The sequence below is a fragment of the Cohaesibacter marisflavi genome (assembly GCF_900115225.1).
Taxonomy (GTDB): Bacteria; Pseudomonadota; Alphaproteobacteria; order Rhizobiales; family Cohaesibacteraceae; genus Cohaesibacter; species Cohaesibacter marisflavi.
Genome location: NZ_FOVR01000003.1, coordinates 290,832 through 316,926, shown reverse-complemented (window position 1 = coordinate 316,926; position 26,095 = coordinate 290,832). Strand labels below are relative to the sequence as shown.

Annotated in this window: 27 protein-coding genes and 1 riboswitch; of the genes, 18 read left to right on the top strand and 9 right to left on the bottom strand. The window is 55.1% G+C overall.

Going from position 1 to position 26,095, the window contains the following annotated elements:
- Nucleotides 1-29: 29 nt before the first annotated feature.
- Nucleotides 30-683, bottom strand: a complete 654-nt coding sequence (locus BM258_RS08185) for a hypothetical protein (protein ID WP_139229236.1) — start codon at nucleotides 681-683, stop codon at nucleotides 30-32.
- A 350-nt stretch (nucleotides 684-1,033) separates the two neighbouring features.
- Here BM258_RS08185 and ispH point away from each other — a divergent pair, with 350 nt between their 5' ends.
- From ispH to BM258_RS08165, 3 genes are all read left to right on the top strand, one after another.
- The gene (gene ispH / locus BM258_RS08175) at nucleotides 1,034-2,041 is read left to right on the top strand and encodes a 4-hydroxy-3-methylbut-2-enyl diphosphate reductase (RefSeq protein WP_090070972.1); all 1,008 of its coding nucleotides are present in this window, start codon (nucleotides 1,034-1,036) and stop codon (nucleotides 2,039-2,041) included.
- Between the two features lie 92 nt (nucleotides 2,042-2,133).
- Entirely contained in the window at nucleotides 2,134-3,099 is a 966-nt protein-coding gene (locus tag BM258_RS08170) for a homoserine kinase (RefSeq protein WP_090070970.1), read from the top strand.
- A 39-nt stretch (nucleotides 3,100-3,138) separates the two neighbouring features.
- On the top strand, nucleotides 3,139-3,774 hold the full coding sequence (locus BM258_RS08165) for a hypothetical protein (protein ID WP_090070968.1): 636 nt from the start codon (nucleotides 3,139-3,141) through the stop codon (nucleotides 3,772-3,774).
- Nucleotides 3,775-3,802: 28 nt separating this feature from the next.
- Here BM258_RS08165 and BM258_RS08160 read toward each other — a convergent pair whose 3' ends face one another.
- Nucleotides 3,803-4,246, bottom strand: a complete 444-nt coding sequence (locus tag BM258_RS08160) for a GFA family protein (protein WP_090070966.1) — start codon at nucleotides 4,244-4,246, stop codon at nucleotides 3,803-3,805.
- 55 nt (nucleotides 4,247-4,301) lie between these two features.
- Nucleotides 4,302-4,778: an invasion associated locus B family protein gene (locus tag BM258_RS08155; RefSeq protein WP_244544652.1), complete on the bottom strand. Its 477-nt coding sequence runs from the start codon at nucleotides 4,776-4,778 to the stop codon at nucleotides 4,302-4,304.
- Nucleotides 4,779-5,430: 652 nt separating this feature from the next.
- On the opposite strand from BM258_RS08155, the gene coxB reads away from it, so the two are divergent.
- The 7 genes from coxB to BM258_RS08125 all read left to right on the top strand — a co-directional run bounded on the left by coxB (nucleotide 5,431) and on the right by BM258_RS08125 (nucleotide 11,326).
- On the top strand, nucleotides 5,431-6,291 hold the full coding sequence (coxB, locus tag BM258_RS08150; RefSeq protein ID WP_407062708.1) for a cytochrome c oxidase subunit II: 861 nt from the start codon (nucleotides 5,431-5,433) through the stop codon (nucleotides 6,289-6,291).
- Nucleotides 6,292-6,317: 26 nt separating this feature from the next.
- Nucleotides 6,318-7,928, top strand: coding sequence for a cytochrome c oxidase subunit I (gene ctaD, locus BM258_RS08145; protein WP_090070962.1), 1,611 nt, complete (start codon nucleotides 6,318-6,320; stop codon nucleotides 7,926-7,928).
- 207 nt (nucleotides 7,929-8,135) lie between these two features.
- The gene (locus BM258_RS08140) at nucleotides 8,136-9,113 is read left to right on the top strand and encodes a heme o synthase (RefSeq protein WP_090070960.1); all 978 of its coding nucleotides are present in this window, start codon (nucleotides 8,136-8,138) and stop codon (nucleotides 9,111-9,113) included.
- A 63-nt stretch (nucleotides 9,114-9,176) separates the two neighbouring features.
- Complete coding sequence (locus BM258_RS24440; protein WP_175527992.1) at nucleotides 9,177-9,338, top strand: hypothetical protein; 162 nt, start codon at nucleotides 9,177-9,179, stop codon at nucleotides 9,336-9,338.
- A gap of 27 nt (nucleotides 9,339-9,365) precedes the next feature.
- Nucleotides 9,366-10,037: a cytochrome c oxidase assembly protein gene (locus tag BM258_RS08135; protein WP_090070958.1), complete on the top strand. Its 672-nt coding sequence runs from the start codon at nucleotides 9,366-9,368 to the stop codon at nucleotides 10,035-10,037.
- Nucleotides 10,030-10,866, top strand: coding sequence for a cytochrome c oxidase subunit 3 (locus BM258_RS08130; protein ID WP_090070956.1), 837 nt, complete (start codon nucleotides 10,030-10,032; stop codon nucleotides 10,864-10,866). Before BM258_RS08135 ends, BM258_RS08130 begins: the two co-directional genes overlap by 8 nt.
- Nucleotides 10,867-10,921: 55 nt before the next feature.
- Nucleotides 10,922-11,326 carry a DUF983 domain-containing protein gene (locus BM258_RS08125; protein ID WP_244544634.1) on the top strand — a complete coding sequence of 135 codons (405 nt, stop codon included), beginning with the start codon at nucleotides 10,922-10,924 and terminating at the stop codon, nucleotides 11,324-11,326.
- On the opposite strand, the gene BM258_RS08120 is transcribed toward BM258_RS08125, so the two are convergent.
- Entirely contained in the window at nucleotides 11,304-11,633 is a 330-nt protein-coding gene (locus tag BM258_RS08120; RefSeq protein WP_090070952.1) for a hypothetical protein, read from the bottom strand. The genes BM258_RS08125 and BM258_RS08120 overlap by 23 nt on opposite strands.
- A 115-nt stretch (nucleotides 11,634-11,748) precedes the next feature.
- Between BM258_RS08120 and BM258_RS08115 the strand changes: the two genes are divergently transcribed.
- The 4 genes from BM258_RS08115 to BM258_RS08100 all read left to right on the top strand — a co-directional run bounded on the left by BM258_RS08115 (nucleotide 11,749) and on the right by BM258_RS08100 (nucleotide 16,240).
- Nucleotides 11,749-12,555 carry an SURF1 family protein gene (locus BM258_RS08115; protein ID WP_090070950.1) on the top strand — a complete coding sequence of 269 codons (807 nt, stop codon included), beginning with the start codon at nucleotides 11,749-11,751 and terminating at the stop codon, nucleotides 12,553-12,555.
- Nucleotides 12,556-12,676: 121 nt separating this feature from the next.
- A complete protein-coding gene (locus BM258_RS08110) occupies nucleotides 12,677-13,348 on the top strand; it encodes an HAD family hydrolase (RefSeq protein ID WP_175527991.1) in 672 nt (223 codons plus the stop codon).
- A 367-nt stretch (nucleotides 13,349-13,715) separates the two neighbouring features.
- The gene (locus tag BM258_RS08105; protein WP_210186693.1) at nucleotides 13,716-14,177 is read left to right on the top strand and encodes a putative pterin-binding protein; all 462 of its coding nucleotides are present in this window, start codon (nucleotides 13,716-13,718) and stop codon (nucleotides 14,175-14,177) included.
- Nucleotides 14,174-16,240, top strand: coding sequence for a putative bifunctional diguanylate cyclase/phosphodiesterase (locus BM258_RS08100; protein WP_090070946.1), 2,067 nt, complete (start codon nucleotides 14,174-14,176; stop codon nucleotides 16,238-16,240). The genes BM258_RS08105 and BM258_RS08100 overlap by 4 nt, the downstream gene beginning before the upstream one ends.
- Nucleotides 16,241-16,336: 96 nt before the next feature.
- On the opposite strand, the gene gcvH is transcribed toward BM258_RS08100, so the two are convergent.
- From gcvH to BM258_RS08085, 3 genes are all read right to left on the bottom strand, one after another.
- Complete coding sequence (gene gcvH, locus BM258_RS08095) at nucleotides 16,337-16,711, bottom strand: glycine cleavage system protein GcvH (protein ID WP_090070944.1); 375 nt, start codon at nucleotides 16,709-16,711, stop codon at nucleotides 16,337-16,339.
- Between the two features lie 109 nt (nucleotides 16,712-16,820).
- Nucleotides 16,821-17,957, bottom strand: a complete 1,137-nt coding sequence (gene gcvT, locus BM258_RS08090) for a glycine cleavage system aminomethyltransferase GcvT (RefSeq protein WP_090070942.1) — start codon at nucleotides 17,955-17,957, stop codon at nucleotides 16,821-16,823.
- 264 nt (nucleotides 17,958-18,221) lie between these two features.
- Nucleotides 18,222-18,320: riboswitch (glycine riboswitch) on the bottom strand.
- Between the two features lie 306 nt (nucleotides 18,321-18,626).
- A complete protein-coding gene (locus BM258_RS08085; RefSeq protein WP_090070940.1) occupies nucleotides 18,627-19,472 on the bottom strand; it encodes a class I SAM-dependent methyltransferase in 846 nt (281 codons plus the stop codon).
- Between the two features lie 375 nt (nucleotides 19,473-19,847).
- Here BM258_RS08085 and rnhA point away from each other — a divergent pair, with 375 nt between their 5' ends.
- Complete coding sequence (gene rnhA / locus BM258_RS08075; protein WP_090070936.1) at nucleotides 19,848-20,288, top strand: ribonuclease HI; 441 nt, start codon at nucleotides 19,848-19,850, stop codon at nucleotides 20,286-20,288.
- Nucleotides 20,289-20,331: 43 nt separating this feature from the next.
- On the opposite strand, the gene BM258_RS08070 is transcribed toward rnhA, so the two are convergent.
- Together BM258_RS08070 and BM258_RS08065 are read right to left on the bottom strand one after the other, a co-directional pair.
- Nucleotides 20,332-20,655 carry a hypothetical protein gene (locus BM258_RS08070; RefSeq protein WP_090070934.1) on the bottom strand — a complete coding sequence of 108 codons (324 nt, stop codon included), beginning with the start codon at nucleotides 20,653-20,655 and terminating at the stop codon, nucleotides 20,332-20,334.
- A 474-nt stretch (nucleotides 20,656-21,129) separates the two neighbouring features.
- Nucleotides 21,130-21,474 (bottom strand): PilZ domain-containing protein, encoded by a 345-nt coding sequence (locus BM258_RS08065; RefSeq protein WP_090070932.1) that lies wholly within the window; start codon nucleotides 21,472-21,474, stop codon nucleotides 21,130-21,132.
- Between the two features lie 802 nt (nucleotides 21,475-22,276).
- On the opposite strand from BM258_RS08065, the gene BM258_RS08060 reads away from it, so the two are divergent.
- The 3 genes from BM258_RS08060 to BM258_RS08050 all read left to right on the top strand — a co-directional run bounded on the left by BM258_RS08060 (nucleotide 22,277) and on the right by BM258_RS08050 (nucleotide 25,799).
- Nucleotides 22,277-22,624 carry a type II toxin-antitoxin system ParD family antitoxin gene (locus BM258_RS08060; protein WP_175527990.1) on the top strand — a complete coding sequence of 116 codons (348 nt, stop codon included), beginning with the start codon at nucleotides 22,277-22,279 and terminating at the stop codon, nucleotides 22,622-22,624.
- Nucleotides 22,625-22,865: 241 nt separating this feature from the next.
- Nucleotides 22,866-24,320, top strand: coding sequence for a threonine synthase (gene thrC, locus BM258_RS08055; protein WP_090070929.1), 1,455 nt, complete (start codon nucleotides 22,866-22,868; stop codon nucleotides 24,318-24,320).
- Nucleotides 24,321-24,518: 198 nt separating this feature from the next.
- Complete coding sequence (locus BM258_RS08050; protein ID WP_175527989.1) at nucleotides 24,519-25,799, top strand: M16 family metallopeptidase; 1,281 nt, start codon at nucleotides 24,519-24,521, stop codon at nucleotides 25,797-25,799.
- Nucleotides 25,800-26,095: the final 296 nt, after the last annotated feature.

Genomic DNA, 26,095 nt, shown 5'->3' with positions numbered 1-26,095 from the left:
GCCAAGGCTATGCGCATCCATTAGTCTGCTTATTTATTACCGGAATCGAAGCCGACCAGAATTTGCACATTTCGCTCTTGCGGCATGGGAATGGCAATCGCTTCATCTACCTTGGCAAACAGGCCCGAACGATCCGGCGGCGCAAGCATTACAGGCACCTTGTGCAGCTTTGAATAGAGCACATTGTCTTTCTGCTTGACGACAATACGCAACGGCAGAACCGCCTTGTCCTTCTCGCCGGACTTCGGCCCGCCCAACACACGACCGGCGACGCCGACCTTGATATACATCTCCGCGCCCATGTCGGTGCATTCGCGCGCGGTTTGGGTGATGTTGGCCTGATGGATCAGCATATTGGGGTTGCCTTCGCCGCCCCTTGCATAATTCTGATAAACGTTGGTATCGCCCAGAATGCTCACCGACGGGCAATAGCCGTTGATCTTCTTGGCGTTGTTGAGAATGAGATTGGTCGTACTGTCCACGATGGTGCCTGCATTGGCAACATCCCGTGCGCTGGACGTTACGCCCGATGCGGCAGGGGCTGTCGATGCGGCCTGTGGCGCATCAGAATTGCTGCTGCCAAAGCTTGGCATTTTCAAGCCGCCCGGTCCGCTTGCACAGCCCGATAGCGCCAGCCCCAAGGCGCTCATGGCGGCCAGTTTGCAGATATTGGAAAAAGACACCGACATCATCCACTCTTTCTTTACGCGTCACATCAAGCTCGGAAAAGGCGATCACCATGTGCGACTCAAGCCAACCCGTGCCCTATTTGGCCCAGACTTACAGCAAAAATACGGCCAATGCGAATAATAACCGGCAATCTGGCTTTTGCAATTCATCCAAGCTGCCAAATTACCTCGATTCAGCATTTTCTTGCCTGATCGGGACTGAATTTTCCATCAACTTTTGCCAAGAAATGGCTTTGGATCGGATTTTCCAATTCATCGTGCCTTGACATCGGTCGGTACACACTCTTCATATCCCTTAGAGCCCATATCGATTTGAATGCAAACACATCGAAGGTAAGGACAGTATGAGCGAGACGAAACCGCCCCTGGAAATTCTGCTATGTGCACCGCGTGGCTTTTGCGCCGGTGTCGACCGGGCAATCCAGATCGTGGATCTGGCGCTCCAGACCTTCGGGGCCCCCGTCTATGTGCGTCACGAGATCGTCCATAACAAATATGTCGTTGAGAGCCTGAAGGCCAAAGGCGCCGTGTTTGTGGAAGAGCTGGACGAAATCCCCCAGACCGAACAGCCGGTCATCTTCTCGGCCCATGGTGTGCCCAAGTCGGTGCCCGCAGCGGCAAAGGCGAACAATTTCTTTTATCTCGATGCCACCTGTCCGCTGGTCTCCAAGGTGCATAAGGAAGCCATGTTGCATGACAGGCGCGGTCATGAGGTTGTGCTCATCGGCCATGCCGGACACCCTGAGGTGATCGGTACCATGGGCCAGTTGGCTGACAATGTGGTCAAGCTGATTGAAACTGTCGAGGATGTCGCAAGCCTTGAGCCAAAGGATCCGGACAATCTGGCATGGATCACCCAGACGACCCTCTCGGTCGATGATACCGCAGGCATCGTTGAAGCGCTGAAGGCGCGCTTCCCCAACATTCAGGGGCCGAACAAGGATGACATCTGCTACGCCACCACCAACCGGCAGGAAGCGGTCAAGACAGTTGCTCCGCGTGCCGATGTGATGATCGTGGTGGGCGCGCCCAACAGCTCAAACTCCAAACGCCTGCGCGAAGTGGGCGAACGGGCCGGCTGTCGGCAATCTCTGCTACTGCAACGCGCCGCCGACATCGATTGGGATAGTCTTGGCGATATTTCTTCGGTGGCCATCACGGCCGGAGCATCTGCGCCTGAAATTCTGGTGGAAGAAGTGATTGATGCCTTCTCTGAGCGCTATGAAGTGTCTGTGGAAGTGATCAGGATCGCCAATGAAGACATGGTCTTCAACATCCCGCGCGAATTGCGCGAAGCAGCGATTGCCGCCGGTGTGCTGGAAGAAGGCCCCAGAGCGGAGCCGGTGAGATAGGCCGAGCAGGTAAACTGACATGGCGAAGCCGGGCCAAGGGCCTGGTGGTCAAAGAAAAGACAATAGAGAAGACAAGTTGAAAGGGGACCGATATGGCGGTCTATACGGAAGTCAGCGATGAAGAATTGAGCGCATTTGTCGACAGCTACAATGTCGGCGCGCTCACATCCTACAAGGGCATCGCGGAGGGCGTCGAAAACTCGAACTTCCTCGTGCAGACCGAAACCGGCCCCTATATTCTCACGCTTTATGAAAAGCGGGTGAACCCGTCCGATCTACCCTTTTTTCTGGGGCTGATGGAGCATCTGTCCGAGCGTGGTTTCAATTGCCCGACGCCTCTTAAAAATCGTGAGGGCAAGGCCCTTGGCCATCTGGCCGGACGCCCTGCTGCCATGGTCACTTTCCTTGATGGTATGTGGGTGCGTCGCCCCTCTGTCGAGCAGTGCGAGCAGCTTGGCGTTGCCATGGCCCAGTTGCACAAGGCCGGTGAGGGCTTCGAAATCGAACGGGCCAATGCCTTGTCCGTCGGTGGCTGGCGCCCGCTCTTTGCCATGTGCGCCAACCGCGCCGATGAAGTGCAAAAAGGGCTTCAGAACGAAATCGAGAAGGAACTGGAATATTTTGAGGCTCACTGGCCCAAGGATCTGCCCAAAGGGGTCATTCACGCAGACCTCTTTGTCGACAATGTCTTTTTCCTGCGCGGCGCCTTGTCGGGCATCATCGACTTCTACTTTGCCTGTAACGACCTTCTGGCCTATGACATCGCGATTTGTCTCAATGCCTGGTGCTTTGAACCGGACGACATGTTCAACGTGACCAAGGCCAGAGCCATGCTCAAGGGCTATCAGTCTGTGCGTCCGCTCTCGCTTGAGGAATATAACGCCCTGCCGCTTCTGGCGCGAGGGGCCGCCTTGCGCTTCCACTTAACGCGCCTATATGATTGGCTGAACGTGCCTGAAGGGGCGCAGGTGACGCCGAAAGATCCGATTGAGTATCTCAAGAAACTCCGCTTCCATCGCTCCATCCGGACGCCGATGGATTATGGCATAGAGCGATAGGCTGCCTGAATAGAGCATCGCTCGGGCAAGGGAGGCACGATGAAAAGCTGCGGCATCAACACCGGCACCAAGGTCAAGGATGATCCCTTCCTCTTCCGCAACCATTATCCGCTGCCTGTGCGCGTGATGATTGGGCTGTTCGGTGTCGTGCTCTGGCTGTTGCCCTATGCCTTGCTTGTTGCGCCTCAATGGAACAGTTTCAGCTGGGTGCTTATTCCCTACACCATTCTGGGCCTGATGGGGGGCGTGGGGGGCGCGTTCTTCCTGCTCTCGGCCATTCTGGGCGAGGCGCGGGAAACGCGGCTCGACCTTGAAAGCCAGCAGGTGATCCAGACCACGCGCGATTGGCTGTTTCGTCGTCGCGCCAAGCGGACACCCTTTACCGATATTTCCATTCTGGAATTTCACCGCCCCAACTGGGCGACCGACGAAACCGTGATCGAGATCCATCCGGTTCTGGAAAATGGTGATAGCCTGCCCGCCTTTGGGGCTTTCCCCTCAGAGGAAGAAGCCGAAAAGATCCGCACCCTGATGGGCTTTCGTTCGCAGGGCATGGTGGAAGTATCCGGCTTCAGGGCGCTGGCCAACCGCTGGCGCGGTGCGGCAAGGGTTATCGAAGGAGGGAGCAATGAGGGTGGCGATCAATCCTCAGGCTCGGTGCATCGCTTGCATTGAGCGCACCGCTTGTTGAACTGCGCCGCCTTTAGCGCGGAAAATCTTCAAACTGCGGAATTGTTTCCAGTTCATGATCCCAGTCTGCGCGTGAGCCCGTGAAGATATGAGCGGTCGGGAGCAGGGGCAATGGCGTATCCAGACAGCCCGCCGGGACCACCAAACCACCATCAGTCTCCGCCTCGTCATCTTTTGCCCTGACGATACGGGGAAGGGGAGAGCCACATTGCTTGCAGAAGTTGCGAGCATGTCGGCTGTTGGGTATTTGATAGTGCGAAACCAGCTCTTCTCCGCTCAGCCATGTGAGCGTTGCTGTGCTGCTGAACAGATTGGATGCATGGGCCGAGCCAGACCCCTTGCGGCAATGGGAGCAGTGGCACAGAAAGAACCCATCAAAAACGGCCTCAATAACAAAAGAGACGCTGCCACAAAGGCACCGTCCCTCATATCTTTGCTTGTGAGCGTCCTGTGTCATGCAAACCGTTTAGTCTGATCTCCAAGCCTTAGAAAATTCTGGCCCGGAGAGGCAATCAGTTAAGCGCTTCAAAGCCTGCTTTGAAGCCATTGAGCTCGATGGGAATGCCGATGCCTTCTTCGGGCGTCTGGAAGACGATGAAGGTTGCCATCTTGCCACCCTCGAGTAGCTGGAGCAATTTGTCGTCCATGATGACTTCAGCGATGCAGCCCTGTGGCAGGCAGCGCACGAAACCGGCGTTGCCCACATCGGTATCGTCCACATGCAGGCCAAGGCCATGGGGCAGCAACACGCCAAGCGGTGTTAAAACCCTGAGGATACGTGCCGACTTGTCAGCGGTTTTGAGAACGATCACCGTCAGGCCCACATTGTCGCGATCAGATGCGGTGACATATTGCATCAGAGCGCATTGCTCAGACGGAGCACCCGGAGGCGTATCGCAGCGGATTTCCCAATCTCCATGCTGGGAACGCACAGCCCCTTGGGCATTTGCATCTCTGGTCGAAAAGCCGACGGCCATGAGAGATGCCATAAAAAGGGCTGCAACAAGCAGAACGCCATGCTGAAGCTTAGGGAAGAAACGATCCGGGGCGTGCTTTGGGGTCATTGAAGATGTCACCATGACTATCGCTCTTAGGGGCCTGAATTGGGGTTAACGCAATCAGTAATCTATTTGCCTGATTCGTCATACCCATGTCTTGGAAATGCACTCAATGACAGCTCTAAGCCGGAATTGTGGCAATAAAATATTGGGGATATTTAGCCGAATAAGCGCCCCTACGCCTAAAACCTTATGTGGATATTTTTGAATAATAAAGCTTAATTCGCCAAGTGGGGCAGGATGTCGCACTAATGGACTATGTGCAGAGGTTGCGACAGACGGTCGCATGTGTCTGAATGGATGCAGACTTGATCTGTATCAAATTTCAGATTGACGCAGTTGTAAACGCCTCAGGTTAAAACCGCAGTTGAAGCGCACCGTTTCAGACTGACGGTAGAAAAGCGAGACCACAGGCTTAAGGGCAAACCGCGTTCAAACTCGGAAGAGTAGACAGATCACACTGCCAATCTGGCCATTTTAGGGCAGAGGGCGGTTAAGAGGATCGACATGAGGAGGATCGAACGTGGTGATTGCCAAAGAGGGTATCAACACAGATAGCCAAAGCTGCAGACATCTGATCGCAGTGGGCCGGGATTGTCTGGCACTGCTTGCTGTTGCTGCAGCTTGGATATTGTCGGGAAACGGAGCGGCGCAGGCTTCTCAGCCGACCAGCTGGGGTGCCAGCTTGCAAGCGGCGGCCTCTCCCGTAATGGAAGATGTGCACTGGTTCGGTAGCTTTACCTTCTGGATCGTCATTCCGATCGTTCTGTTTGTCGCCATTCTGCTGGCGATCGTCATGATCCGGTTCAACGCCAAAAGCAATCCGAACCCGTCCAAGACTTCGCACAACACCTTGCTTGAAGTGGCATGGACGGTTGTTCCGATCCTCATTCTCATGGTTCTGGCGGTGCCGTCTTTCCGCCTGCTCTATAAGCAGATGGAAGTCCCGCCTGCCGACCTTACCGTCAAGGTGACCGGATATCAGTGGTATTGGGGCTATGAATATCCCGATTTCGAAGGGGTCAGCTTCGACTCCCTCATGCTGAGCGATGAGGAACGCACGGAGAAAGGCACCAACGAGCCGCGCCTTCTGGCCGTGGATAACGAAATGGTCGTGCCCGTGAACAAGGTGGTGCGCCTGCAAATCACCTCAGCCGATGTGATCCATTCCTACGCCATGCCATCTATGGGCGTGAAGATGGATGCTGTGCCCGGTCGCCTCAATGAAACATGGTTCAAGGCCGAGCGGGAGGGCATCTATTATGGCCAATGCTCCGAGCTATGCGGCAAGGATCACGCCTTCATGCCGCTGGCTGTGCGCGTGGTCAGCGAGGAGCAGTATCAAGACTGGCTCGCCGCGGCAGCCGACGACGTCTTCGAGGCCAACAAGGCACTTCGGGCCGATCTTTATCCGCAATCAAACCTGAAACTGGCCGCGCAATAGCGCCAACGCACAAGGGAGCAAACGCAATGTCTGTAACCACTGCCCCAAATGCGCATGGTGATGCGCATGCCATTCCAACTGGCTGGAAACGCTGGGTCTATTCGACCAACCACAAGGATATCGGCACCATGTATCTGATCTTTGCCATCATGGCAGGGATCATCGGTGGGCTGTTGTCCGGCGGCATCCGGCTTGAACTGCAGGAGCCGGGACTGCAATTCTTCTCCGATCCGCACCTGTTCAACGTGTTCACCACGGGCCATGGCTTGATCATGATCTTCTTCATGGTGATGCCTGCGCTCATCGGTGGCTTTGGCAACTGGTTCGTGCCCATCATGATCGGCGCGCCGGATATGGCCTTCCCGCGCATGAACAATATTTCCTTCTGGCTGTTGCCGCCGTCCTTCCTGCTGCTGATCATTTCGCTGTTTGTGGAAGGGCCTCCGGGCGGAACCGGCTTTGGTGGTGGCTGGACGGCCTATCCGCCGCTTTCCAGCAAACTGGGCCATCCCGGTCCGGCAATGGATCTGGCGATTTTCGCGCTGCATATCTCAGGCGCGTCATCTATTCTGGGTGCGATCAACTTCATCACCACCATTTTCAACATGCGCGCGCCGGGTATGACCCTGCACAAGATGCCGCTGTTTGCATGGTCGGTGCTGGTCACAGCCTTCCTGCTGCTTCTCAGCCTGCCGGTCTTTGCCGGTGCCATCACCATGCTGCTGACAGACCGTAACTTCGGCACATCCTTCTTTGATCCGGCCGGTGGCGGCGATCCGGTGCTCTACCAGCATCTGTTCTGGTTCTTCGGCCATCCGGAAGTGTATATCCTGATCTTGCCGGGCTTTGGCATCATCTCGCACATCGTGTCCACTTTCTCAAAAAAGCCGATCTTCGGCTATCTGGGCATGGCCTATGCCATGGTGGCCATTGGTGTTGTCGGCTTTATCGTCTGGGCGCACCATATGTATACGGTAGGGCTGGATGTGGACACACAGGCCTACTTCCTGTTCGCGACCATGGTCATTGCGGTGCCCACGGGCATCAAGATCTTCTCGTGGATTGCCACCATGTGGGGCGGATCGATTTCCTTCCGCACGCCGATGTTGTGGGCCGTGGGCTTCATCTTCCTCTTCACCATCGGAGGCGTGACGGGCGTCCAGCTGGCCAATGCCGGTCTCGACCGGGCCCTGCATGACACCTATTATGTGGTGGCCCATTTCCACTATGTGCTCTCGCTGGGTGCGGTGTTTGCGATCTTTGCGGCCTGGTATTACTGGTTCCCGAAAATGTTCGGCATCATGTATAACGAGACCCTCGGCAAGCTGCATTTCTGGGTGATGTTTGTTGGCGTCAACCTTGTCTTCATGCCGCAGCATTTCCTCGGCTTGCAAGGCATGCCGCGCCGCTATGCCGACTATCCGGACGCCTATGCCGGTTGGAACGCGATCTCCAGCTATGGCTATTACATCACCTTCGTTGGCGTTGTCATTTTCCTCTATTGCGTCTTTGAAGCCTTCGCCAAAAAGCGCAAGGCCGAGGATAATCCATGGGGTGAGGGGGCAGATACGCTCGAATGGCAGCTGTCTTCGCCACCACCATTCCACCAATGGGAAGAATTGCCCCGCATTCGCTAGGGCAGAAAGGCCAGCGAGGAGGCCCGCAGCCAGGGTTTGATTAGTCGAACCCTGGCGCCTCGCCCCCCGCTTGCTCATCGACAAGACCTCACTAAGACGAGAAGCAAGAAGAAAAGTTGTAAGAAAGCCAAGAAGACAAAGAAATCAAAGGACCCAGAACAAGCAGGCAGGCTGAAACCTGTCCGGGAGAGATCCAGGAGAAAGACCATGACCCTAGTGGACCAGACCGAGAGCAAACAGGCCCTGACCGCCACCGCCATCACCCGCACTGATTTCGGTGCCGATTTCAGCGGAGCGGAGGTGCGCGACTATATCGCCCTCATGAAACCGCGGGTCATGTCTCTGGTGATCTTCACGGCTCTGGTCGGTCTCATGGTGGCCCCCGGCAGCCTGCATCCTTTGGAAAGTATCATCGCTATTCTGTGCATTGCCATTGGCGGTGGCGCATCCGGCGCGCTCAATATGTGGTATGACGCCGATATCGATGCCGTGATGAAGCGCACGGCCAACCGGCCCATCCCCGCAGGGCGCATCACGCCGGGCGAAGCGCTCGGCTTCGGGCTGACGCTGTCTTTCGGCTCTGTGCTGATCCTTGGCCTGTTGGTCAACTGGTTGGCCGGTGGGCTGCTGGCCTTCACCATTTTCTTTTATGCCGTGGTTTATACCATCTGGCTGAAACGCTCCACGCCGCAGAATATCGTCATTGGTGGTGCCGCAGGAGCCTTCCCGCCGATGATCGGCTGGGCTGCGGTTACCGGCAGCGTCAGCATCGAGTCTATCACACTGTTCCTCATCATCTTCATGTGGACGCCGCCCCATTTCTGGGCGCTGGCTCTCATCAAGAGCGATGACTATCGCGCCGCCAAGGTGCCCATGCTGCCGGTGGTGGCAGGGGAAGCCGTGACGCGCTCGCAAATTCTTATCTACTCGGTGCTTTTGGCTCCCATCGGCGTGATGCCCGCGTTGCTCGGCTTTGCCGGTGTGGCTTATGGCGCCCTGTCGATTGCGCTGGGGCTGTTGTTTGTAGGTGCTGCCCTGCGGGTCTATTTCATTCGCGAGGGAACCCCCGCCAGAAAGGCTGCCGGACAGATGTTCGGTTTCTCCATTCTCTATCTGTTTTTGCTTTATGCCACCTTGCTCTTTGAGCGCCTTATTGGCCTTGAAGCGCTGCCCGCAATGATTTGAGGCGCGCTGTTCATAAATTCACAAAGAGCAAGACCCGCAACCAGACAACAAAGGAAAAAGCCCATGGCTGAAATCATCGAAAAGGTCACTCTGACCGAAGAGCAGAAAAAGCGTCAGCACAAACGCTCGGTTGCCATTGCCTTCGCATTGGGAGCGCTGGTGCTCATTTTCTACGCCATCACCATCGTCAAGATGGGGCCGGGCGTGATGAACCGTCCTTTGTGATCTGCCGGGGGAAGGAACCAACTGCCAATGAGTGCGCATATCGAGCCCAACATTGAAAATGATGGCAAGGCCAAACCTGCCGACAATGCCCGCGCCAACTTGCGTCTCGCCTACGGCTTGCTGGGCTTTGTGGGCATCATGGTCGGCATGGCCTATGCTGCAGTGCCGCTCTATTCGCTCTTTTGTCAGGTCACCGGCTATGGCGGCACCACACAGGCGGCCAATGCTGCCCCGAGCGCTGCGATTGCGCGCGAAATGACGGTGCGCTTTGATGCCAATGTCTCTGGCGGGCTCAACTGGTCCTTCCGGCCCGAAACCAAGCCCGTCACCCTCAAGGTAGGCGAAACCGGAGAGGCGAGCTATCTGGTGGTCAATACCGGCTCATCCCCTTCGGCTGGCACAGCCACCTTCAACGTGACACCACAGGCCGCAGGGGCCTATTTCAACAAGCTGGAATGCTTCTGTTTCACCGAACAGACGGTCAAGGCAGGCGAGACCAGCCATATGCCGGTGATCTTCTTTATCGATCCCGATATCGACAAGAATCCCGAACTCAAGACCATCGACACAATTACCCTGTCTTACACATTCTTCCCGCTGGAGAAGGAGCCTGCTGACAAGGCGGCAAACCTTCGCGGGAGCACAGAAACCAGCGACAAGACATTGACGCGCTTTGGAGGAGGAGCAGACAATGGCTGAGGCTCACAGCAAGAACCACGATTATCACATCATAGACCCCAGCCCGTGGCCCATCATCGCGTCGGTATCTGCCTTCGTGATGGCAATCGGAGCCGTGACCCTGTTTCATGACGGCACAGGCCTTATTCTCATCGCCGGTACGCTTGGTGTGCTCTACACCATGCTTGGCTGGTGGCGCGATGTGGTCAAGGAATCTCTGGAAGGCCATCACACCCCTGTGGTGCAGTTGCATTTGCGCTATGGCATGATCCTGTTCATCGCCTCCGAAGTGATGTTCTTCGTGGCATGGTTTTGGGCCTTCTTTGACGCCAGCCTGTTTGCCGATGAAGCAAAACAATATCTGCGCACGGAGTTTCTGGGCGGGGTTTGGCCGCCTGAAGGGCTTGAGGTGATCGATCCTTGGCATCTGCCATTGTTCAACACGCTGCTCCTGCTTGCATCCGGCACCACCATCACATGGGCTCACCATGCGCTTTTGGAAAATGACCGGGAAGGGCTGAAGAAGGGTCTGGCGCTGACGATCATTCTGGGCATCGTCTTCTCTGCCGTGCAGGTTTACGAATATGTCCACGCGCCGTTTGCCTTCAAGGAAAGTATTTACGGGGCAACATTCTTCATGGCCACCGGCTTTCATGGCTTCCACGTATTCGTCGGCACGATCTTCCTGATCGTCTGTCTGATCCGCGTCTATAAGGGACATTTTACCCCTGAAAAGCATTTCGGTTTTGAAGCTGCTGCCTGGTATTGGCATTTCGTGGATGTGGTCTGGTTGTTCCTGTTCACCACCATCTATGTCTGGGGCAACTTCGGCGGCACCATCGCCCATTAGCACTATTCCCATCGGGGCGTGGATAACGCGCCCCTGATGGTCAGGAGTGATGAATATGTCAGACTATAAGGGCAGCATTGCTCGGACGGCCTTTGCTGGCAAATGCCCTCGTTGCGGCGAGGGAAAGCTCTACAAGAGCTTCCTCAAGGTGGGGGACCAGTGCGATGCTTGCGGCCTTGATTACGGCTTCATCGACAGTGGTGATGGTCCTGCGCCCTTTGTCATCATGATTGTCGGCTTCATCGCTACCGGTGGACTGCTCTATACCGAGTTTACCTACGAGCCGCCGGTCTGGTTGCAAGCGATTATCTGGGCCCCGGTTGCCACCTTGCTTTGCGTTGCTTTTCTTTATTGGCTGAAAGGTGCGCTCATCGCCCAGCAATATCAAACCAAGGCCGAGCAGGGCCAGCGCCTTGATGGTCCGCTTGCCGAGGTGGTCAATAAGGCTGAAGCAGAGTGATCAGATCGGGCACGATCTCCTCCCAGCCTATGACGGACGTGAAGAAAGACAATCCCCCCATCGCAAAGACGGAAATCGCATTGAAAAACATGATGGTCATCAGGGCGACCCGTTGCCATGCCTTGTAATAGAAGGCAAGGCTGATATTGGCCACATTGATCAGGAAAATCACCGGCAAAGCCACGGCAAGACCACGCAAATCCGGCCCCAAAAAGCCAATGATCGCAACTCCGATCTGCACCGCAAGGGGAAATAGCAGATTGAGCGAAAAAAATATCAGGGCAAAGCGGGCTGGCTGTGAATGCATCTTGATAAAATCCTCTTTGCTCCACCCGTGCGGCGGACGTCTGATAGCGTGGCGGCCCAAAAGCCTGTAGCCTTCCGGTGAGGTAGCATAAAGAGAGCAGGAGTGTGCAGGAAAAGTGATTTCCAGATCGAAAATCGTGCTGTTCAGCCTCGCGGCCTTAGGCGCCTTTGCCATTCTGATTGCGCTGGGCAACTGGCAGGTGCGGCGGCTCGCATGGAAAGAGCAACTGATCGCCGATGTCTCCTCCCGCGTGGCATCGTCCCCCGTTGCGGCGCCCGGGCCGAAGCAATGGGCCGATCTGTCGCGCGATGATGCCGTCTATCGTCCCGTTCTTCTTACCGGTCACTATGATCATTCTCGCGAAGTGCATGTATGGTTTGCGCTCAACGATCCGCAAGGCGGGCCCCTTCGCGGTCCAGGCTACATGATCATGACGCCCTTTGTCACCACTGATGGCTGGCAGGTGATCGTCAATAGGGGCTTTGTACCCGAACAGCTCAAGGAGCGGGAAAGCCGCCCCGAAACTCTGGTGGAAGGCACCCAAACGCTCACCGGCCTCATGCGCTTTGACGAGCCGAAAAACTGGCTGAGCCCGAAGACGGACGAACAGAAGAATGTCTGGATTGTCAGGCAGGTTGAGGAAATGGCCGATTTTCTTGGCATGGATGAAACCCGCACCGCGCCTTATTGGGTCGATCTGGTCAAGGGGCAGGGCGTGCCTTGGGGCCCGGAGGCTGCCAGCTTGCCACAAGGCGGGGAGACCCGCATCACCTTCCGCAACAGTCATTTACAATATGCCGTCACATGGTATGGCTTGGCCGCAGTGCTGGCCATCATCTTCTTGCTTTTCCTGCGGAAGAGTCTTTCAAGAGACAAGAAGGCTGGACAAGATCACGCTGTTTCCAACAAATTGCAGTCCTGAGCATTGACGTATTCGGTACGAAGGTCCACATGAGAGGTCTTGTGGCAAGGCGCCTGTCCGAAGCGCTGACGGTCGCCACGGGATGGCTTGATATGACAGACAGTTTGCGAGGATGGACACGATGCTGGTGATTTTTGACTGCGACGGCACTTTGGTGGATACGGAAATCATCTGGGCCAAGGCCAGTCTCGAGATCTTCAAGGAAGAGGATCTTGATATGGATCTTGAGGCCTATAACAGCACCTATGCCGGCATGACAAACGCCGAAATCATCCAGCTAATCGAAGAAGACATCGAACGTTCCCTGCCGCATGACATCCTGCAACGGATTACCGACCGTGCAACGAGCAAGCTGGACAAGCTTAAGGTGATCGAAGGCGCTCACGAAATGCTGGACCAGCTCGACTATCCGCGTTGTGTCTGTTCCAACACGGCCATGGAGCGGCTGGAAGCCAATATGCGCCTCGTCGATCTGTGGGACCGCTTCCGCCCTTATGTCTATTCCGCCGTTGAGGTAGGGACAAAGCTGCCAAAGCCGGATCCCAATGTCTTCCTGCATGCCGCAACTGTGCTTGAAACCGACCCTTCCGAGTGCTTCGTCATTGAAGACAGCACCCATGGGGTTCAGGCTGCCTGTCAGGCCGGGATGCGTGTCATCGGCTTCATTGGCGCAAGCCACAGCTATCTTGGCCACGGCGAACATCTGATGGATGCCGGAGCGGAAACGGTGGTGCGTCGCCTCGCCGACCTTCCGGCAACGATTGATGCCCTGAAAGACTGGCACGAGCAATAATCTGCTAAGGCTAATCAGACAAATTGGCAAAGGGCCGCAAGAGAGCGACCAGAAAAAGGGGCCTTGCAAGGCCCCTTGTGCTATGATGGCTTTTGAAAAGGCGAAATATTGGCAGGCCCCTTCGAATGGCCTGTAGCCCTAACGAACTATTAACCATAACAAGACAATTGCGGCGCTTTTACCTGCTTCAAATTTTGAGGCGGCTGCGATTTTACGATTTGTGAATGTCCCCTGTGGTTTGATTTGCTTGAATTAAGACAGGGGTGTTCATATGGCTCGTCGGGGTACTGGAGCAGTGTCTTTCATAGGACTGCTTCAGCGCATTGTTTTTGGAATTGCCATAACGTTTTTTGCATGTGCGGGTGCGTTGTCTGCCCATGCTTGGGCTGACGAACTCCCATACCCTCAAGAAGACATCATTCTCACAATTTCGGGCGCAGTTCAAAATCACAATGCCAAGGGCCTTGTTTATCTGGATCGCCCGATGATTGAGGCTATCGGGCTGAGTGAGGTAAACACCCACACGGTGTATTCAAGTAAGGCCCACCAATGGCACGGTGTTTTGATGCGGGATCTTCTCGTCTATGTCGGAGCCAAGGGCGACACCATTGAGGTGCACGCGCTGGATGGCTACCGGACCGAAATTCCCGTTCAGGATTTCTATGACTATGACGTGCTGCTGGCGACCAAGCAGGATGGCCGAGACCTGAGCATTCGCCGCCGTGGCCCCATCAGAATCATCTATCCGATTGACCATGACGAGTCGCTTCTTGATCCCAAATATACCTCACGTTTCGTCTGGCAAATCGAGAAGATGATAGTGAAATGAAGTTCTATTCCAAAGTCTTGGCCATTGCCTATCTGATCTCGGTCGTTGGACTGCTGCTTCTGGAGCTGACACAGTTCCAGAAGGTAGACCGGTTGCGCGGACAGATTTCGCAAAGCTATGAGATGATTTCCGGGCGCGATGAGGGCATTCGGCTGGAGCTGGAATATAGACGCTTTCGCAGCATAACAGGCAAATATGTCTTTGGGGAAAAACTGCAGGATGTGAGTGCAGGTCCGGATACCGCCCAGAGTGTCTCCCATGAAATGGTGCTGAAATGGTTCGATATTCTCTGGAGCCGCGTGTTCAGCATCACGTCCATCGGCGCAGAGGTTCCCGAAGCCCAGCATGAAAAATTCAACAGCTTGCTGATCAATCTGCGCAGCTCCTTGCGAGAGGTCGATCCCCTGGTCCAGCAGCTCAGGCCGGGTAATCTCATAGCTTTCAGGGATATAGAGGACACGCTATCCCCTTATGAGGAAGATATTACCAGTATGGCCGCCGCCATCGCCCAAACGCGGGTCGAGCGTGCCTCGACGCTTCAAAAGCGGTTGGACGCAGCGCTCGTCTCTATGGATACGCTCCTTGTAAGCTCGGCCGCAGGCGGCGTGCTCATTCTTACTCTGTTTGGGGTAGAAGCCTATCGGGCACGCAAGGAAGAAAGCCGGATCAAGGGACGCGAAGCCCGGATACGCTTTCTGGCCGAGCATGACGCATTGACCGGCCTTGGCAACAGGTCGTTTCTCAATGAAAAGATGAACCGCTTTATTGAGTATGCCGATGCACACGGGGAGGGGTTTAATCTTATCCTCTTTGATCTGGACAAGTTTAAGGATGTGAACGACACCTTCGGACATCCCATGGGAGACCGCCTGCTCAAGAATGCCGCCGCACGTTTGACGGCCATCTTCAGCGGCGAAGCCGATATCGTGACCCGCCTTGGAGGCGATGAGTTTGCCGTTTTACAACGGGCAGACTTTGCCACCAGCGAAAAGATGGTTGGAGAGGTGATCGACGCTCTCAGTTCCGCATTTGAACTCTCGGGCAATGATATCCGTATCTCCTCTTCCGTGGGGATTTCCCGCTACCCCGATCTGTCCCATTCTGCCGATGAATTGCTACGCGATGCGGATCTGGCTCTGTATGAGGCCAAGAGGCAGGGGCGGCAAAGATATTGTCTTTATGAAACTGGCATGAGTGTTGCAATCCAGAACAGGGTCTGTCTTGAGGCAGACCTGCGCCATTCGCTGCAATGTGGCGGCGATGGATTGGAGGTTTATTATCAACCGCAGGTCTCTACAGATTTGAAATCGGGCACATGCAAGGTCACCGGCGTGGAGGCCCTTGTGCGCTGGTTCCACCCCGATCAGGGTCAGATCCCAACGCTGGATTTCATCAACATCGCTGAGGATGCCGGTCTTATCGGCGCTCTGTCCGACTGGATTTTCAGGGAGGCCTGTACAGATCTTGTCAACTGGCATCAATCCGGTTTCAAACTGCATCTCTCGATCAACCTTTCGCCGCACCAGCTCAACAACGACAATCTCGCTTCAGAGCTGATACAGCTGCTTGAGCGGACCGGCATTGACCCCAACTATCTGACCCTTGAGATCACCGAGAGTGTAGATGTGAAGGACACTCGCAAGGCCGCAAAAATGCTCTCGCAGCTATCGGCGCGAGGCATCTCTCTGGCGATGGACGACTTTGGCACCGGCTATTCCAACCTTGGCTATCTCAAGAGCCTGCCGCTGGATATTCTCAAGATTGACCGCTCTTTCGTAAAGCAGATTGAAGACAAGGAAGAAGACCGCAAGCTGGTGCGCGGCATTATCAATCTGGCACGCGGTATGGGGCTGAAAATTATCGCCGAAGGGGTGGAAACCGAAGAGCAGATGAATTTTCTGCAGGAACAGAAATGTCATACTTTCCAAGGGTATCTCTTTGGTCGTCCAATGCATAAATTGTCTGTGCTGGCCCTGCTTGCCAATGCCGAGCCCAATGTTTTCAACGAGGCAATTTCATTGCCGGATCTTTCCGATCCATCCATGACGATTGTGGACCCCTAGCCACAAGTACGCTGGTCGCGCGGATCGGGAAATCAATAAAAAAGGCACGCAAGGAAATCCCCTTGCGTGCTTTTTTTTAAGATGTGGCTTCAAGCCCTATTCCTGTTCGGCAACAAAGGCCTTGTAGGCATCTTCATCCATCAGGTCATCAAGCTGGCTCTTGTCTGCTATCTTGACCTTTAGGAACCATGCGCCGCCTTCCGCGTCGCTGTTGACCAGTGCCGGATCTTCTTCAAGCGCATCGTTGACTTCGCTGACTTCGCCATCGATTGGCGCATAGACTTCGGAGGCTGCCTTGACGCTCTCGACCACGGCGGCTTCGTCGCCTTTTTCCAGTTCCTTGCCAACTTCGGGCAGTTCGACGAAAACGACGTCGCCAAGCTGTTTCTGTGCGAAATCGGTGATGCCGATGGTGGCCACGCCGCCGTTGACTTCAACCCATTCGTGGTCTTCGCTGTAATAGGTGGTCATGTCTCTGATCCCTTTGATTATGCGATGATGCTGATTGCTTATCTGTTGCTGTTTTATTTGAGTTCAAGGGCTCCCTCGGTCCCGAGAGACACATGAGCCCATTTGGTGCTCAGGGTTTGCGCACATAGCGTTGCGGAACAAACGGCGTGGGGGCCACTTCTGCTTCCAAAGCGCGTTTGCGTACGGCAATTGTAACCTTCGTGCCCGGTTCGGCAAAGGCCGGCGGCACATAGCCCATGGCGATAGGCGCTTGCAGGGTTGGTGCAAAGCCGCCCGAGGTTACAACGCCAATGGCATTGCCATCCGTATCCTGAATTTCTGCCCCTTCGCGGGCCGGAGCCTTGCCGATGATGCGCAAGCCAACGCGAATGCGGGCTGGGCCATCTTCAAGTCCCTTCAATATGCGCTCGGAGCCGGGGAAGGCCTTATCCTGTCGGCGGCTTTTCTGAATAGCCCAGCCAAGATCGGCTTCAGCCGGATCGATGCTGTCATCCAGATCATGGCCATAAAGGCAGAGGCCGCTCTCAAGGCGCAGACTGTCGCGCGCGCCAAGACCTGCCGGTGCGACCTCAGGCTCAGCCAGCAACAGGCGTGCCAACGCTTCGGCTTCGTCTGCCGCGCAGGAAATCTCGAACCCGTCTTCACCAGTATAGCCACACCGCGAAATGCCGATGGCAACGCCGTTGATTGCATCAGGTGTTTGCGACATGAAGGTGAGGGCATCGGCTTTTGGCGCATGGCGTTTGAGAGCGTCTACGGCCTTGGGGCCTTGCAGCGCCAGAAGGGCCTTGTCATCAAGACGCGTAAGGGAAATGCCGTCTGGCAGATTGGCTTCAAGGAAAGCATAGTCCTTTTCCTTGCAGGCGCCATTGACCACCAGCATGAGCGTGCCGTCCAGAGCCGGATCGCCCGGGCGGGTCACGATGAAATCGTCAATGATGCCGCCGGTCTCGTTGAGGAACACGCTGTAGCGCATGCGCCCCGGAGCCAGTTTGGTAAAGGCAGACGGGGTCAGGGCTTCCAGCGCCTTGGCGGTCGTCTCATGATCAGGGCCTTGCAGCAGGGCCTGGCCCATGTGGGATACGTCAAACAGAGCCGCGCTTTCGCGGCACTGGATATGTTCGGCCATGATGCCCGCCGGATAGCGCACGGGCAGCGCATAGCCTGCGAAATCAACAAGGCTTCCGCCCAGTTCTTCATGCAGATCAAACAGGGGTGTCTTTTTGGCGCCACTCAGGTCGGCCATAGCGTCTCTCTTTCTGTTGCAGATGGCCATGTCCGGTCTTCGGAAAGGGGCCCTCTGTGGTTGCACGGGTGCTGAGTGGAAGGCTCCTTATATGAAGCGTCCATTCGCATCGGTGCCTCCTCTGTCACAGAACCTGAGAGATTTCCCGCTCCCTCTCTCTCCAGCCAACGATGCCGGAACAGACTGGGAGCAGCTGCTTCCTTCGGTGAGCTTTCAAGACACAGTCCTTTCAAAGACCCGTCTTTAAGCTGCTTTCCAGAGTTCGCTGGTCGGGCGGTCCCTTGTGCCTGAGAGTTTCCGAGGCGGTTGCTCCTTCGGCGCGCACGGTCCCCGATGGGCCGAACGCTCTCCCGCTGACTTTGAGCCAGACAACAATAAACGCGTCCGGCTGCAGGAGCGCGATAGGTTCTCCTGCCCGACAAAGGTGCTTGGCGGTGCGTGTAAAGTCAAGACGCCAATGGAGTCTTTCGGTTGGCGAACAGAACAAAATATGTGTGAAACGCAGGAACGGGCCTACCCGGAGTTGTTCGCAGAGCCAAATGCTGCCACATGGGCAGGCAAAAGGGGAGAATCGCGCGCAGTTTGCGTCCATCTCCCCAAGGCTGGATGTGCGCCACCCAATAAAGGCTCTTAGCATGAAGGCATCATGATAAGAGCAGGGCCGGGTGTTTAGTCCGCATTTGGGCGCTTTTGCGCCAGAACCAGATGACCATAGATCGGCTTGCCTTCGTCGGTGCGCACCACGATCATTTCGAAATGCTTCACGTCCATGCGGTTGGCATCCAGCAACTCACGGACATAGCGTTCCGAATGGGCAAAGCGCTGCTTTGGACCGACTTTGTAAGGTGCTCCAGCGAAATCTTCCTCCGGCATTGTTTCGGAAGAAAAGGCAAACAGCCCTCCAGCATCAAGGCACCGGCCCACATGGTGGAATTTTTCATCCAGCTCGCCCAGATAAGGCAGTACATCGGTCGAGACAATCAAGTCCCAGCCACTGGCGTCGCCTTCGCCGTCATCCTCGATTTCGCTGAGGAACTCCACCACATCGCCAGCATAGAGATCGTCATAGACTTCCTTGTCATAGGCTTCGTCCAACATGCCGGTGGAGATGTCCACTCCGATCATGTTGTCCACCTTGTCCTTCATGGAGATGCCCGTAAGGCCCGTGCCGCAACCAAGATCCAGCATGCGGGCAAAGCGGCGTTCAGGGGCGGCTGAGTGAATCATCTCACGCACCATCATCGGCACCGCATAGCCCAGATCATCCACGAGAATTTTCTCAAACGCTGCCGCATGTTGGTCAAACAGGGTTGCCACATAGGCAACAGGGGCCTTGTTTGGCGAGGGGCCGCGCTGCATGGAGGCCAGACGCACCGATGCGCCAGCATGATCTTCCGGGTCCAGCTCCAGAGCTTTGCGGTAGCTTTCTGCGGCTTCATCAAACTTGCCGGCTTTCTCAAGCTCCAGTGCGTTGTTGTAAGCCTCTTGCAAGGCGTCGAGGTCAATCTCGGACATGGTATTCTTCCAGATCTTTTGGCTGCAGGGCCAGTGGCGCTGTTTCTGTTTGGCGTAAGCTCTACACCGCCCCATTTGCGAGAGCAAGCATCTTGCGCCTTGAGGAAGGGTTGGCTAGACAGGGCAGCAAATCAAATGTTCCTCGTGAGGGACCATTGCCCTCTGCGCCCGCAGCGCCTTTGGCGCGAGGACGAGAAACCCCAAAGATACGCCGCCGCAAGGGGCATAAGGAGCCATCATGAGCAAAGTGACAATTTATACCGACGGAGCCTGCTCTGGAAATTCCAGGCCATTGCCCTCTGCGCCCGCAGCGCCTTTGGCGCGAGGACGAGACAACGCAAAGACACGCCGCCGCAAGGGGCATAAGGAGCCAGCATGAGCAAAGTGACAATTTATACCGACGGAGCTTGCTCTGGAAATCCGGGACCAGGCGGCTGGGGGGCTTTGCTGACCATGGGCGATCATGAGAAAGAACTCTGTGGTGGCGAAGCCAACACCACCAACAACCGCATGGAATTGACCGCTGCTATCGAAGCACTCAATGCCCTCACGCGGGCCTGCGATGTGGATCTTTATACAGACAGCCAATATGTCAAAGGCGGTATTACGGGCTGGATTTACGGCTGGAAGAAAAATGGTTGGAAGACCGCAGCCAAGAAACCGGTCAAGAATGCCGAACTGTGGCAGGCACTGGACGACGCTCTCAAACGCCACAAGGTGGACTGGCATTGGGTGAAAGGTCATGCGGGCCATGATGGCAATGAGCGGGCGGACGAGTTGGCCCGCCGTGGCATGGCTCCCTACAAGGAAGGCTGAAGAGCTCCCCTAAGCTTGGCCCGACGGAAGGGCTATAAGCGGACTAGCTACGCAACATAGTGGTCAGTTGGCGAATGTAGGATTTTTCCGAAACGCGGACATCTTCGACATCGCCATCCAGCTCCACGCCCATGTGATTGCCATGCCTCCAGATCATCTGCACGGGAGCCAGTGTGCCTTCCTTGCGGTTAAGCAAGGTCATCTCTGTGGGCAGCATCAAGTCCTGATCGACAAGGAGCTGCATGCCATTGTCGCATTCATTGCGAATGGTGCAATCCACGCTCATCATGTAATTCTGGAAAAAGAGTTTGGCCCCTTTGAAGACCCGACGCCTCAGGCTCTGGCGGCGTTCCAGGAGTATAGCCATTAAACCAGGCTCCTCTCTGCTATCCTGTTGGCGTTTCAATCAATTTTCAATTTCTATTAAACTGTAAACTTCCAGACAAAATCTTCAATCTTTGTTAAACAAAACCTATAGGTTGTGTTAATGAAATCTTAATCAGGATGCTCGATATCCGGATCGGTGCAATTTCTATAAGCAAAGACAATCAGTTGAATGGTTACTCTGCCTATGATGATCTCGCGACAGGTTGTGTAGTCTTTCCCGTTGGGGATTAAAGGCGCGCACGTTGGCTGGCTCAAATAGACGACATTTTGGGGAGGGGGTAGCCTTTTGTGGAGGGGGCTTTTATCTCAGCAGGAATCTCCTGCGAAAAAATTAAGGCAGGCCACGGGGGCCTGCCTTCGGTTCTGTGTGTGAGTGTGTGCTATTTGGGTCGTGCTAGTTAAAGATGGTTTGGCCTTCTTTTCTGGTTGCGCAGTGGAGTGCCCGGCTGAAAGGCTACTGCCTTCTGGCTGCGATAATGGAGAGCCGACGGATATCTGCACCCGGCAGACGATCAACGTCTGTTCTCTGGCCCGTAAAGTGGACGCCTGCCTTGCTGCCCTCGTGCCATATAACATGGGCATCCACCAACTGGCCTGTATTCCTGTCCAGCAGGCAGACTTGAGACGGCAAGGGTTCGGCGGAAGCCAGATTGAGCAGAATATGCATGCCGCTTTCACTCTCGTTTCCGATCTCGCAATCGATCATGGATGAAAAATGCTCGCAAAACAGCTTGCCATGCTTGCGGACAAGAACACGGGGTTCCTTGCGTCGATCTTCTCTTGGGGCAATGCGTTCCATTCCAGATCGTCTCCTTCATCGGCCCATGAGCCTGTCGGAAGTCTTAAAAGGGTCTTGCTGCCAGAATTGCGATTTTGTTCAAATTTTATCAATTTTTGCGTGTCTTGGCACGGTCGAACGCAAAAGATCGTTAACAAAGCGTATACGTAATAATATCTACAAACCGAAATCTTATAAAATTAAATAATTTCAATAGTTTATAGATTTCTAGAGGAAGGCGCCCCGAGTTCCATGCCGGTTGAAATCTCACGCCAGAGACGGAAACGAGCGCACCATGATCAAGAGAGAATCTAAGGGAAAGTGCTCAAAAGAGAAAAAGGCAGTTAAGAAAATGAGAACGAAAAGTGTACGACTGGGGATAACAGAATTGGTTGCAGGGAACCGAAAAAAATAAAATTTTTAGGGTCAACTCGCGCTTGACATGGCGGGGTGCTAGATTCCTCAGAGGCTTAAGAATTGGTTAATTGGGGATTTGTGGATAGTGTAGAATTTGCTTGATGGCAGAAGTGGAAAAGCGCGTGAAAGAATCATTTCCAAATGCGTCCGTGCTTGCCAAAGTGTCGTCACGACATCGTCAGATCGGGGTTTTCGGAAAAAAGCATCGGGTCATGTACCCGGATTTGTCTTTTTCAACGAGTGACCCCAAGCAGTAAAAGTCGCAAGCATTGAGGCACAGCAATATTGTTGGGCAAGCGCTTGGTCTGTCGGTGGCGGATATCGGATCATTCTTGATGCGGCACATCAGTTGGAATGGATTCGGTATGTAGGATGGCAAAGACCACACATGAAAGGCGAAGCTGACGTGAATAAGACAGACAATGCGGTAGAAATCGGTTCCTACTTTGAACAGTTCATCTCCAAGCAGGTGGCAAGCGGTCGTTTTTCCAGCGATATGGAAGTTTTGCAGGCCGGTTTGCGTCTTCTTGAAGAGAAAGAACTGCGTTTCCATCTCGAAAAAAGCAAGTTGGGTGACGAAAGCTCAGAGGGCGTGGACGAAGTGATCACGGCCGAGAAAGAAGTAGGGGACGTATCCCGATCCGTTACCGAGGCAATGCGTGCACTGGCAACAGCTGCAGGCGATGTCGACACTGCTCTGCCCGCTATTCCCGTGACAAAAGGCCTGCTGCGTCCGCAAATCGCTGCGGAATAAGCTAGAGATTTGTAGCAGGATCCTTGTGAGCCTTTCAAAGAAAGCAGCGCCCCCCGCGCTGCTTTCTTGCGTTTTGGATGTCCTTCTTCATGCCGCTACTCTGCTGCGTTGGTCGTGTGGGCCCGCACGGGACCGATGCAAGGCACTTGCCCTCAAAATCGCGAGGATGTAGGGTGCCGCGCGTAACCGAAAGCGCGCCAACCGGCTTGATACAGGCGCATAGAGATAAGGGCTTGAAGACGTGAAATATGTGAGCACGCGGGGCGATGCGCCTGAACTTGGCTTTTGTGATGCCATTCTGGCAGGGCTTGCCAGTGATGGCGGCCTGTATGTGCCAAAGGTGTGGCCAACATTGAGCGATGAAGAAATCGCTTCGTTAGCTGGCAAGAGCTATGCCGATATCGCCTTTGCGGTCATGTGGCCCTATGTCGAAGGGGAAATTCCCGAAGCAACATTCCGCACCATGATCAACGAAGCTTACGCAACGTTCCGTCATGACGCTGTAGCGCCTCTGGTCCAGACCGGCCCGAACGAATATGTGCTGGAGTTGTTCCACGGCCCGACGCTGGCTTTCAAGGATGTGGCCATGCAGTTGCTGGCCCGCCTGATGGATTATGTGCTGGCCGAGAAGGGAGCCCGCGCCACCATCGTTGGTGCAACATCGGGCGATACGGGGGGGGCTGCCATTGAGGCTTTCCGCGGTCGCTCCAATACTGATATTTTCATTCTCTTCCCTAATGGCAAGGTTTCTCCGGTGCAGCAGCGCCAAATGACCTCCGTGCTGGATGACAATGTGCATTGCATCGCGCTCAACGGCAATTTCGATGATTGTCAGGGGCTTCTCAAGGACATGTTTGCCCATGAGAGCTTCCGCAATAGCATTGCCATGTCCGGTGTCAATTCGATCAACTGGGGCCGTATCATGGCCCAGATCGTCTATTATTTCTCATCCGCTCTGTCGCTGGGTGCGCCTTTCCGTCCGGTGTCCTTCACGGTGCCAACGGGGAACTTTGGCGACATTTTCGCAGGCTTCGTGGCCAAGCAGATGGGGCTGCCGATCGACAAGCTGATCATCGCCACCAACCAGAATGACATTCTGGCCCGCACGCTGGAAAGCGGCAGCTATGAGGTCAAGGGCGTAACCCCGTCCGTCTCTCCGAGCATGGATATTCAGGTTTCCTCCAACTTCGAACGCCTTCTGTTCGAGGTGCATGAGCGCGATAGCTCTGTGGTCAACCGCATGATGGCGGGTCTCAAGCAATCCGGTTCCTTCTCCATTGAGGATGAGCCACTCGCCATGTTGCGTGATGGCTTCGCGGCCGATCGGGCTAGCGAAGAAGACACCGCAGCTACAATCAAGGCTGTGCTGGCTGATAGCGGCTATCTGCTCGATCCACATTCTGCCGTTGGCGTGCATGTGGCGCGTAAATTCGCAGCAACGACCCTCAAGCAGAGCGAAGAGGAAGAAGCTACGACTGGCGGTGCCAATGTGCCGATGATTGTGCTCTCAACCGCGCATCCGGCCAAATTCCCTGCCGCTGTCGAGGCCGCGTCCGGTCAGTATCCATCCCTGCCTGTCTGGCTGGGGGATCTGATGGAGCGTGAAGAGCGCCTCAGCGTCATCGACAACCAGCTTGATGATGTGGAAGCTTTCATTCTGGAACGCTCCCGCGCCGCCAATGACAAGGAGGGCTGAGGGCAGACCTGCCCCGGAAGAAACGGAAAATCCCGGAACAATCATTTCCGGAACAATCCAGAAAGACCCATCAATAACAGGGCGCGCTTGGCCCCGTCTTCGCCTTTTCGCACAAAGGACTGACAACTGGTTTCGAGCGCGCACCTTCGGTCGCTTCAGTTTGATTCTGAAGAGGTCGGGAAAAGGAGCAGAAACCCATTGTCCGTCAATATGACCCGCCTTGCCAATGGCATGACCGTCGTGTCCGATCAGATGCCCCACCTGAAAAGCTCTGCCGTTGGCGTCTGGGTCAATGCGGGGTCACGCTCTGAAGACGAGAATGAGCACGGCATTTCCCACCTGTTGGAGCATATGGCGTTCAAAGGTACGGAAATCCGTTCTGCGGTACAAATTGTCGAAGAGATCGAGTCTGTTGGCGGCGATGTGAATGCCTCCACCGGTATCGAGAATACGTCCTATTTTGTCCGTATCCTCGAAGATGACCTGCCGCTGGCCATCGATATTCTGGGGGACATTCTGGCCAATTCCACCTTCGATGAGGAGGAGCTTGAGCGCGAAAAGCAGGTCATCATTCAGGAAATCGGCGCTGCCTACGATATGCCGGAAGACCGTGTCTTCGATCATATCCTGGAACAGGCTTATCCGGATCAACCGCTTGGCCGCACCATTCTGGGGACGCCGGAAACGGTTCAGGGCTTTTCATCCTTCGATATCGAAAATTACATGGGCACCCATTATCACGGACCCAACATGATCCTGTCGGCCGCCGGGGCCGTGCGCCATGACGATCTGGTTGATCTGGGCGAAAAAGCTTTCTCCGGCTTCAGTAAAACCCCGCCCAAGCCCTTGCAGAAAGCCGTCTATAAGGGCGGTGAAAGCCGCGATTTGCAGAAAGACCTGATGGAAGCGCAGGTAGTGCTGGGCTTTGAAGGTTGCTCCTTTACCGATGATAACTATTACGTTGCCCAACTGCTGGCGGCCATTCTGGGCGGCGGCATGTCTTCGCGCCTGTTCCAGGAAGTGCGCGAGAAGAGGGGGCTTTGCTATTCCATCTACACGCTGCATTGGGGCTTTGAGGATAGCGGCCTGTTCGGTATTCATGCAGCTACTGCTGCGGAACATCTTCCCGAGCTGCTGCCGGTGATCACCGGCGAGCTGACACGAGTGGCTGAAGATCTCACCCAGCAGGAGCTGGAACGCGCTCGAGCCCAGATCAAGGCCGGCTTGTTGATGGGAACCGAAAGTCCGGCCTCGCGCGCCAGCCAGTTGTCTCGACAGGTGGTGCTCTATGGCCGTCCGCGTCTGTTGGAAGAGATGGAAGAAACCGTTGCCGATGTGTCCGTTGCGGATGTACGCGCACTGGCCGAAAAGATTTTCTGTTCCGGAGTTCCATCCATGGCGTCGGTCGGGCCTGTGCAGAATCTGATGTGGATTGACGAAGTTGCCGACCGTCTCGGCGCTCCCCGCCCCAAAGCCTGATCCGCGCCCTGTGCCATCAGTTTCGGCACGGCAACACGGCAAAAGCCCTCAAAGAGGCGCATTTGAATGAAAATGTGCCGTAACAATCGATGATTGGGCAAGAATTTCAAAGCTTTTCAAAAAGTATGTCTTCCCCTTGGTCATTTCTCTGCGCTAAGCTTTGATATTGGCATTGACTGGTGGTTGCCTTGGCTCTTTTGCAAGGCCGGGTGCATGAGAGCGTCAGGTGACCTTTCCACGAATGCCTTGGCCGACAATCCTGCCCGCTCTGCTTCCGCCAACAAGGAAGCTTTGAG

Bases quoted from the DNA above. Each gene is read 5' to 3' on its own strand.
- BM258_RS08125 (WP_244544634.1), top strand. From the start codon at position 10,922: ATGTCAGACTATAAGGGCAGCATTGCTCGGACGGCCTTTGCTGGCAAA.
- BM258_RS08100 (WP_090070946.1), top strand. From the start codon at position 14,174: ATGAAGTTCTATTCCAAAGTCTTGGCCATTGCCTATCTGATCTCGGTC.
- BM258_RS08085 (WP_090070940.1), bottom strand. From the start codon at position 19,472: ATGTCCGAGATTGACCTCGACGCCTTGCAAGAGGCTTACAACAACGCA.
- BM258_RS08135 (WP_090070958.1), top strand. From the start codon at position 9,366: ATGAGTGCGCATATCGAGCCCAACATTGAAAATGATGGCAAGGCCAAA.
- BM258_RS08120 (WP_090070952.1), bottom strand. From the start codon at position 11,633: ATGCATTCACAGCCAGCCCGCTTTGCCCTGATATTTTTTTCGCTCAAT.
- BM258_RS08170 (WP_090070970.1), top strand. From the start codon at position 2,134: ATGGCGGTCTATACGGAAGTCAGCGATGAAGAATTGAGCGCATTTGTC.
- BM258_RS08130 (WP_090070956.1), top strand. From the start codon at position 10,030: ATGGCTGAGGCTCACAGCAAGAACCACGATTATCACATCATAGACCCC.
- ispH (WP_090070972.1), top strand. From the start codon at position 1,034: ATGAGCGAGACGAAACCGCCCCTGGAAATTCTGCTATGTGCACCGCGT.
- BM258_RS08140 (WP_090070960.1), top strand. From the start codon at position 8,136: ATGACCCTAGTGGACCAGACCGAGAGCAAACAGGCCCTGACCGCCACC.
- BM258_RS08160 (WP_090070966.1), bottom strand. From the start codon at position 4,246: ATGACACAGGACGCTCACAAGCAAAGATATGAGGGACGGTGCCTTTGT.
- BM258_RS24440 (WP_175527992.1), top strand. From the start codon at position 9,177: ATGGCTGAAATCATCGAAAAGGTCACTCTGACCGAAGAGCAGAAAAAG.
- ctaD (WP_090070962.1), top strand. From the start codon at position 6,318: ATGTCTGTAACCACTGCCCCAAATGCGCATGGTGATGCGCATGCCATT.
- gcvT (WP_090070942.1), bottom strand. From the start codon at position 17,957: ATGGCCGACCTGAGTGGCGCCAAAAAGACACCCCTGTTTGATCTGCAT.
- BM258_RS08065 (WP_090070932.1), bottom strand. From the start codon at position 21,474: ATGGAACGCATTGCCCCAAGAGAAGATCGACGCAAGGAACCCCGTGTT.
- BM258_RS08110 (WP_175527991.1), top strand. From the start codon at position 12,677: ATGCTGGTGATTTTTGACTGCGACGGCACTTTGGTGGATACGGAAATC.
- BM258_RS08155 (WP_244544652.1), bottom strand. From the start codon at position 4,778: ATGGCATCTCTCATGGCCGTCGGCTTTTCGACCAGAGATGCAAATGCC.
- gcvH (WP_090070944.1), bottom strand. From the start codon at position 16,711: ATGACCACCTATTACAGCGAAGACCACGAATGGGTTGAAGTCAACGGC.
- BM258_RS08070 (WP_090070934.1), bottom strand. From the start codon at position 20,655: ATGGCTATACTCCTGGAACGCCGCCAGAGCCTGAGGCGTCGGGTCTTC.
- BM258_RS08165 (WP_090070968.1), top strand. From the start codon at position 3,139: ATGAAAAGCTGCGGCATCAACACCGGCACCAAGGTCAAGGATGATCCC.
- rnhA (WP_090070936.1), top strand. From the start codon at position 19,848: ATGAGCAAAGTGACAATTTATACCGACGGAGCTTGCTCTGGAAATCCG.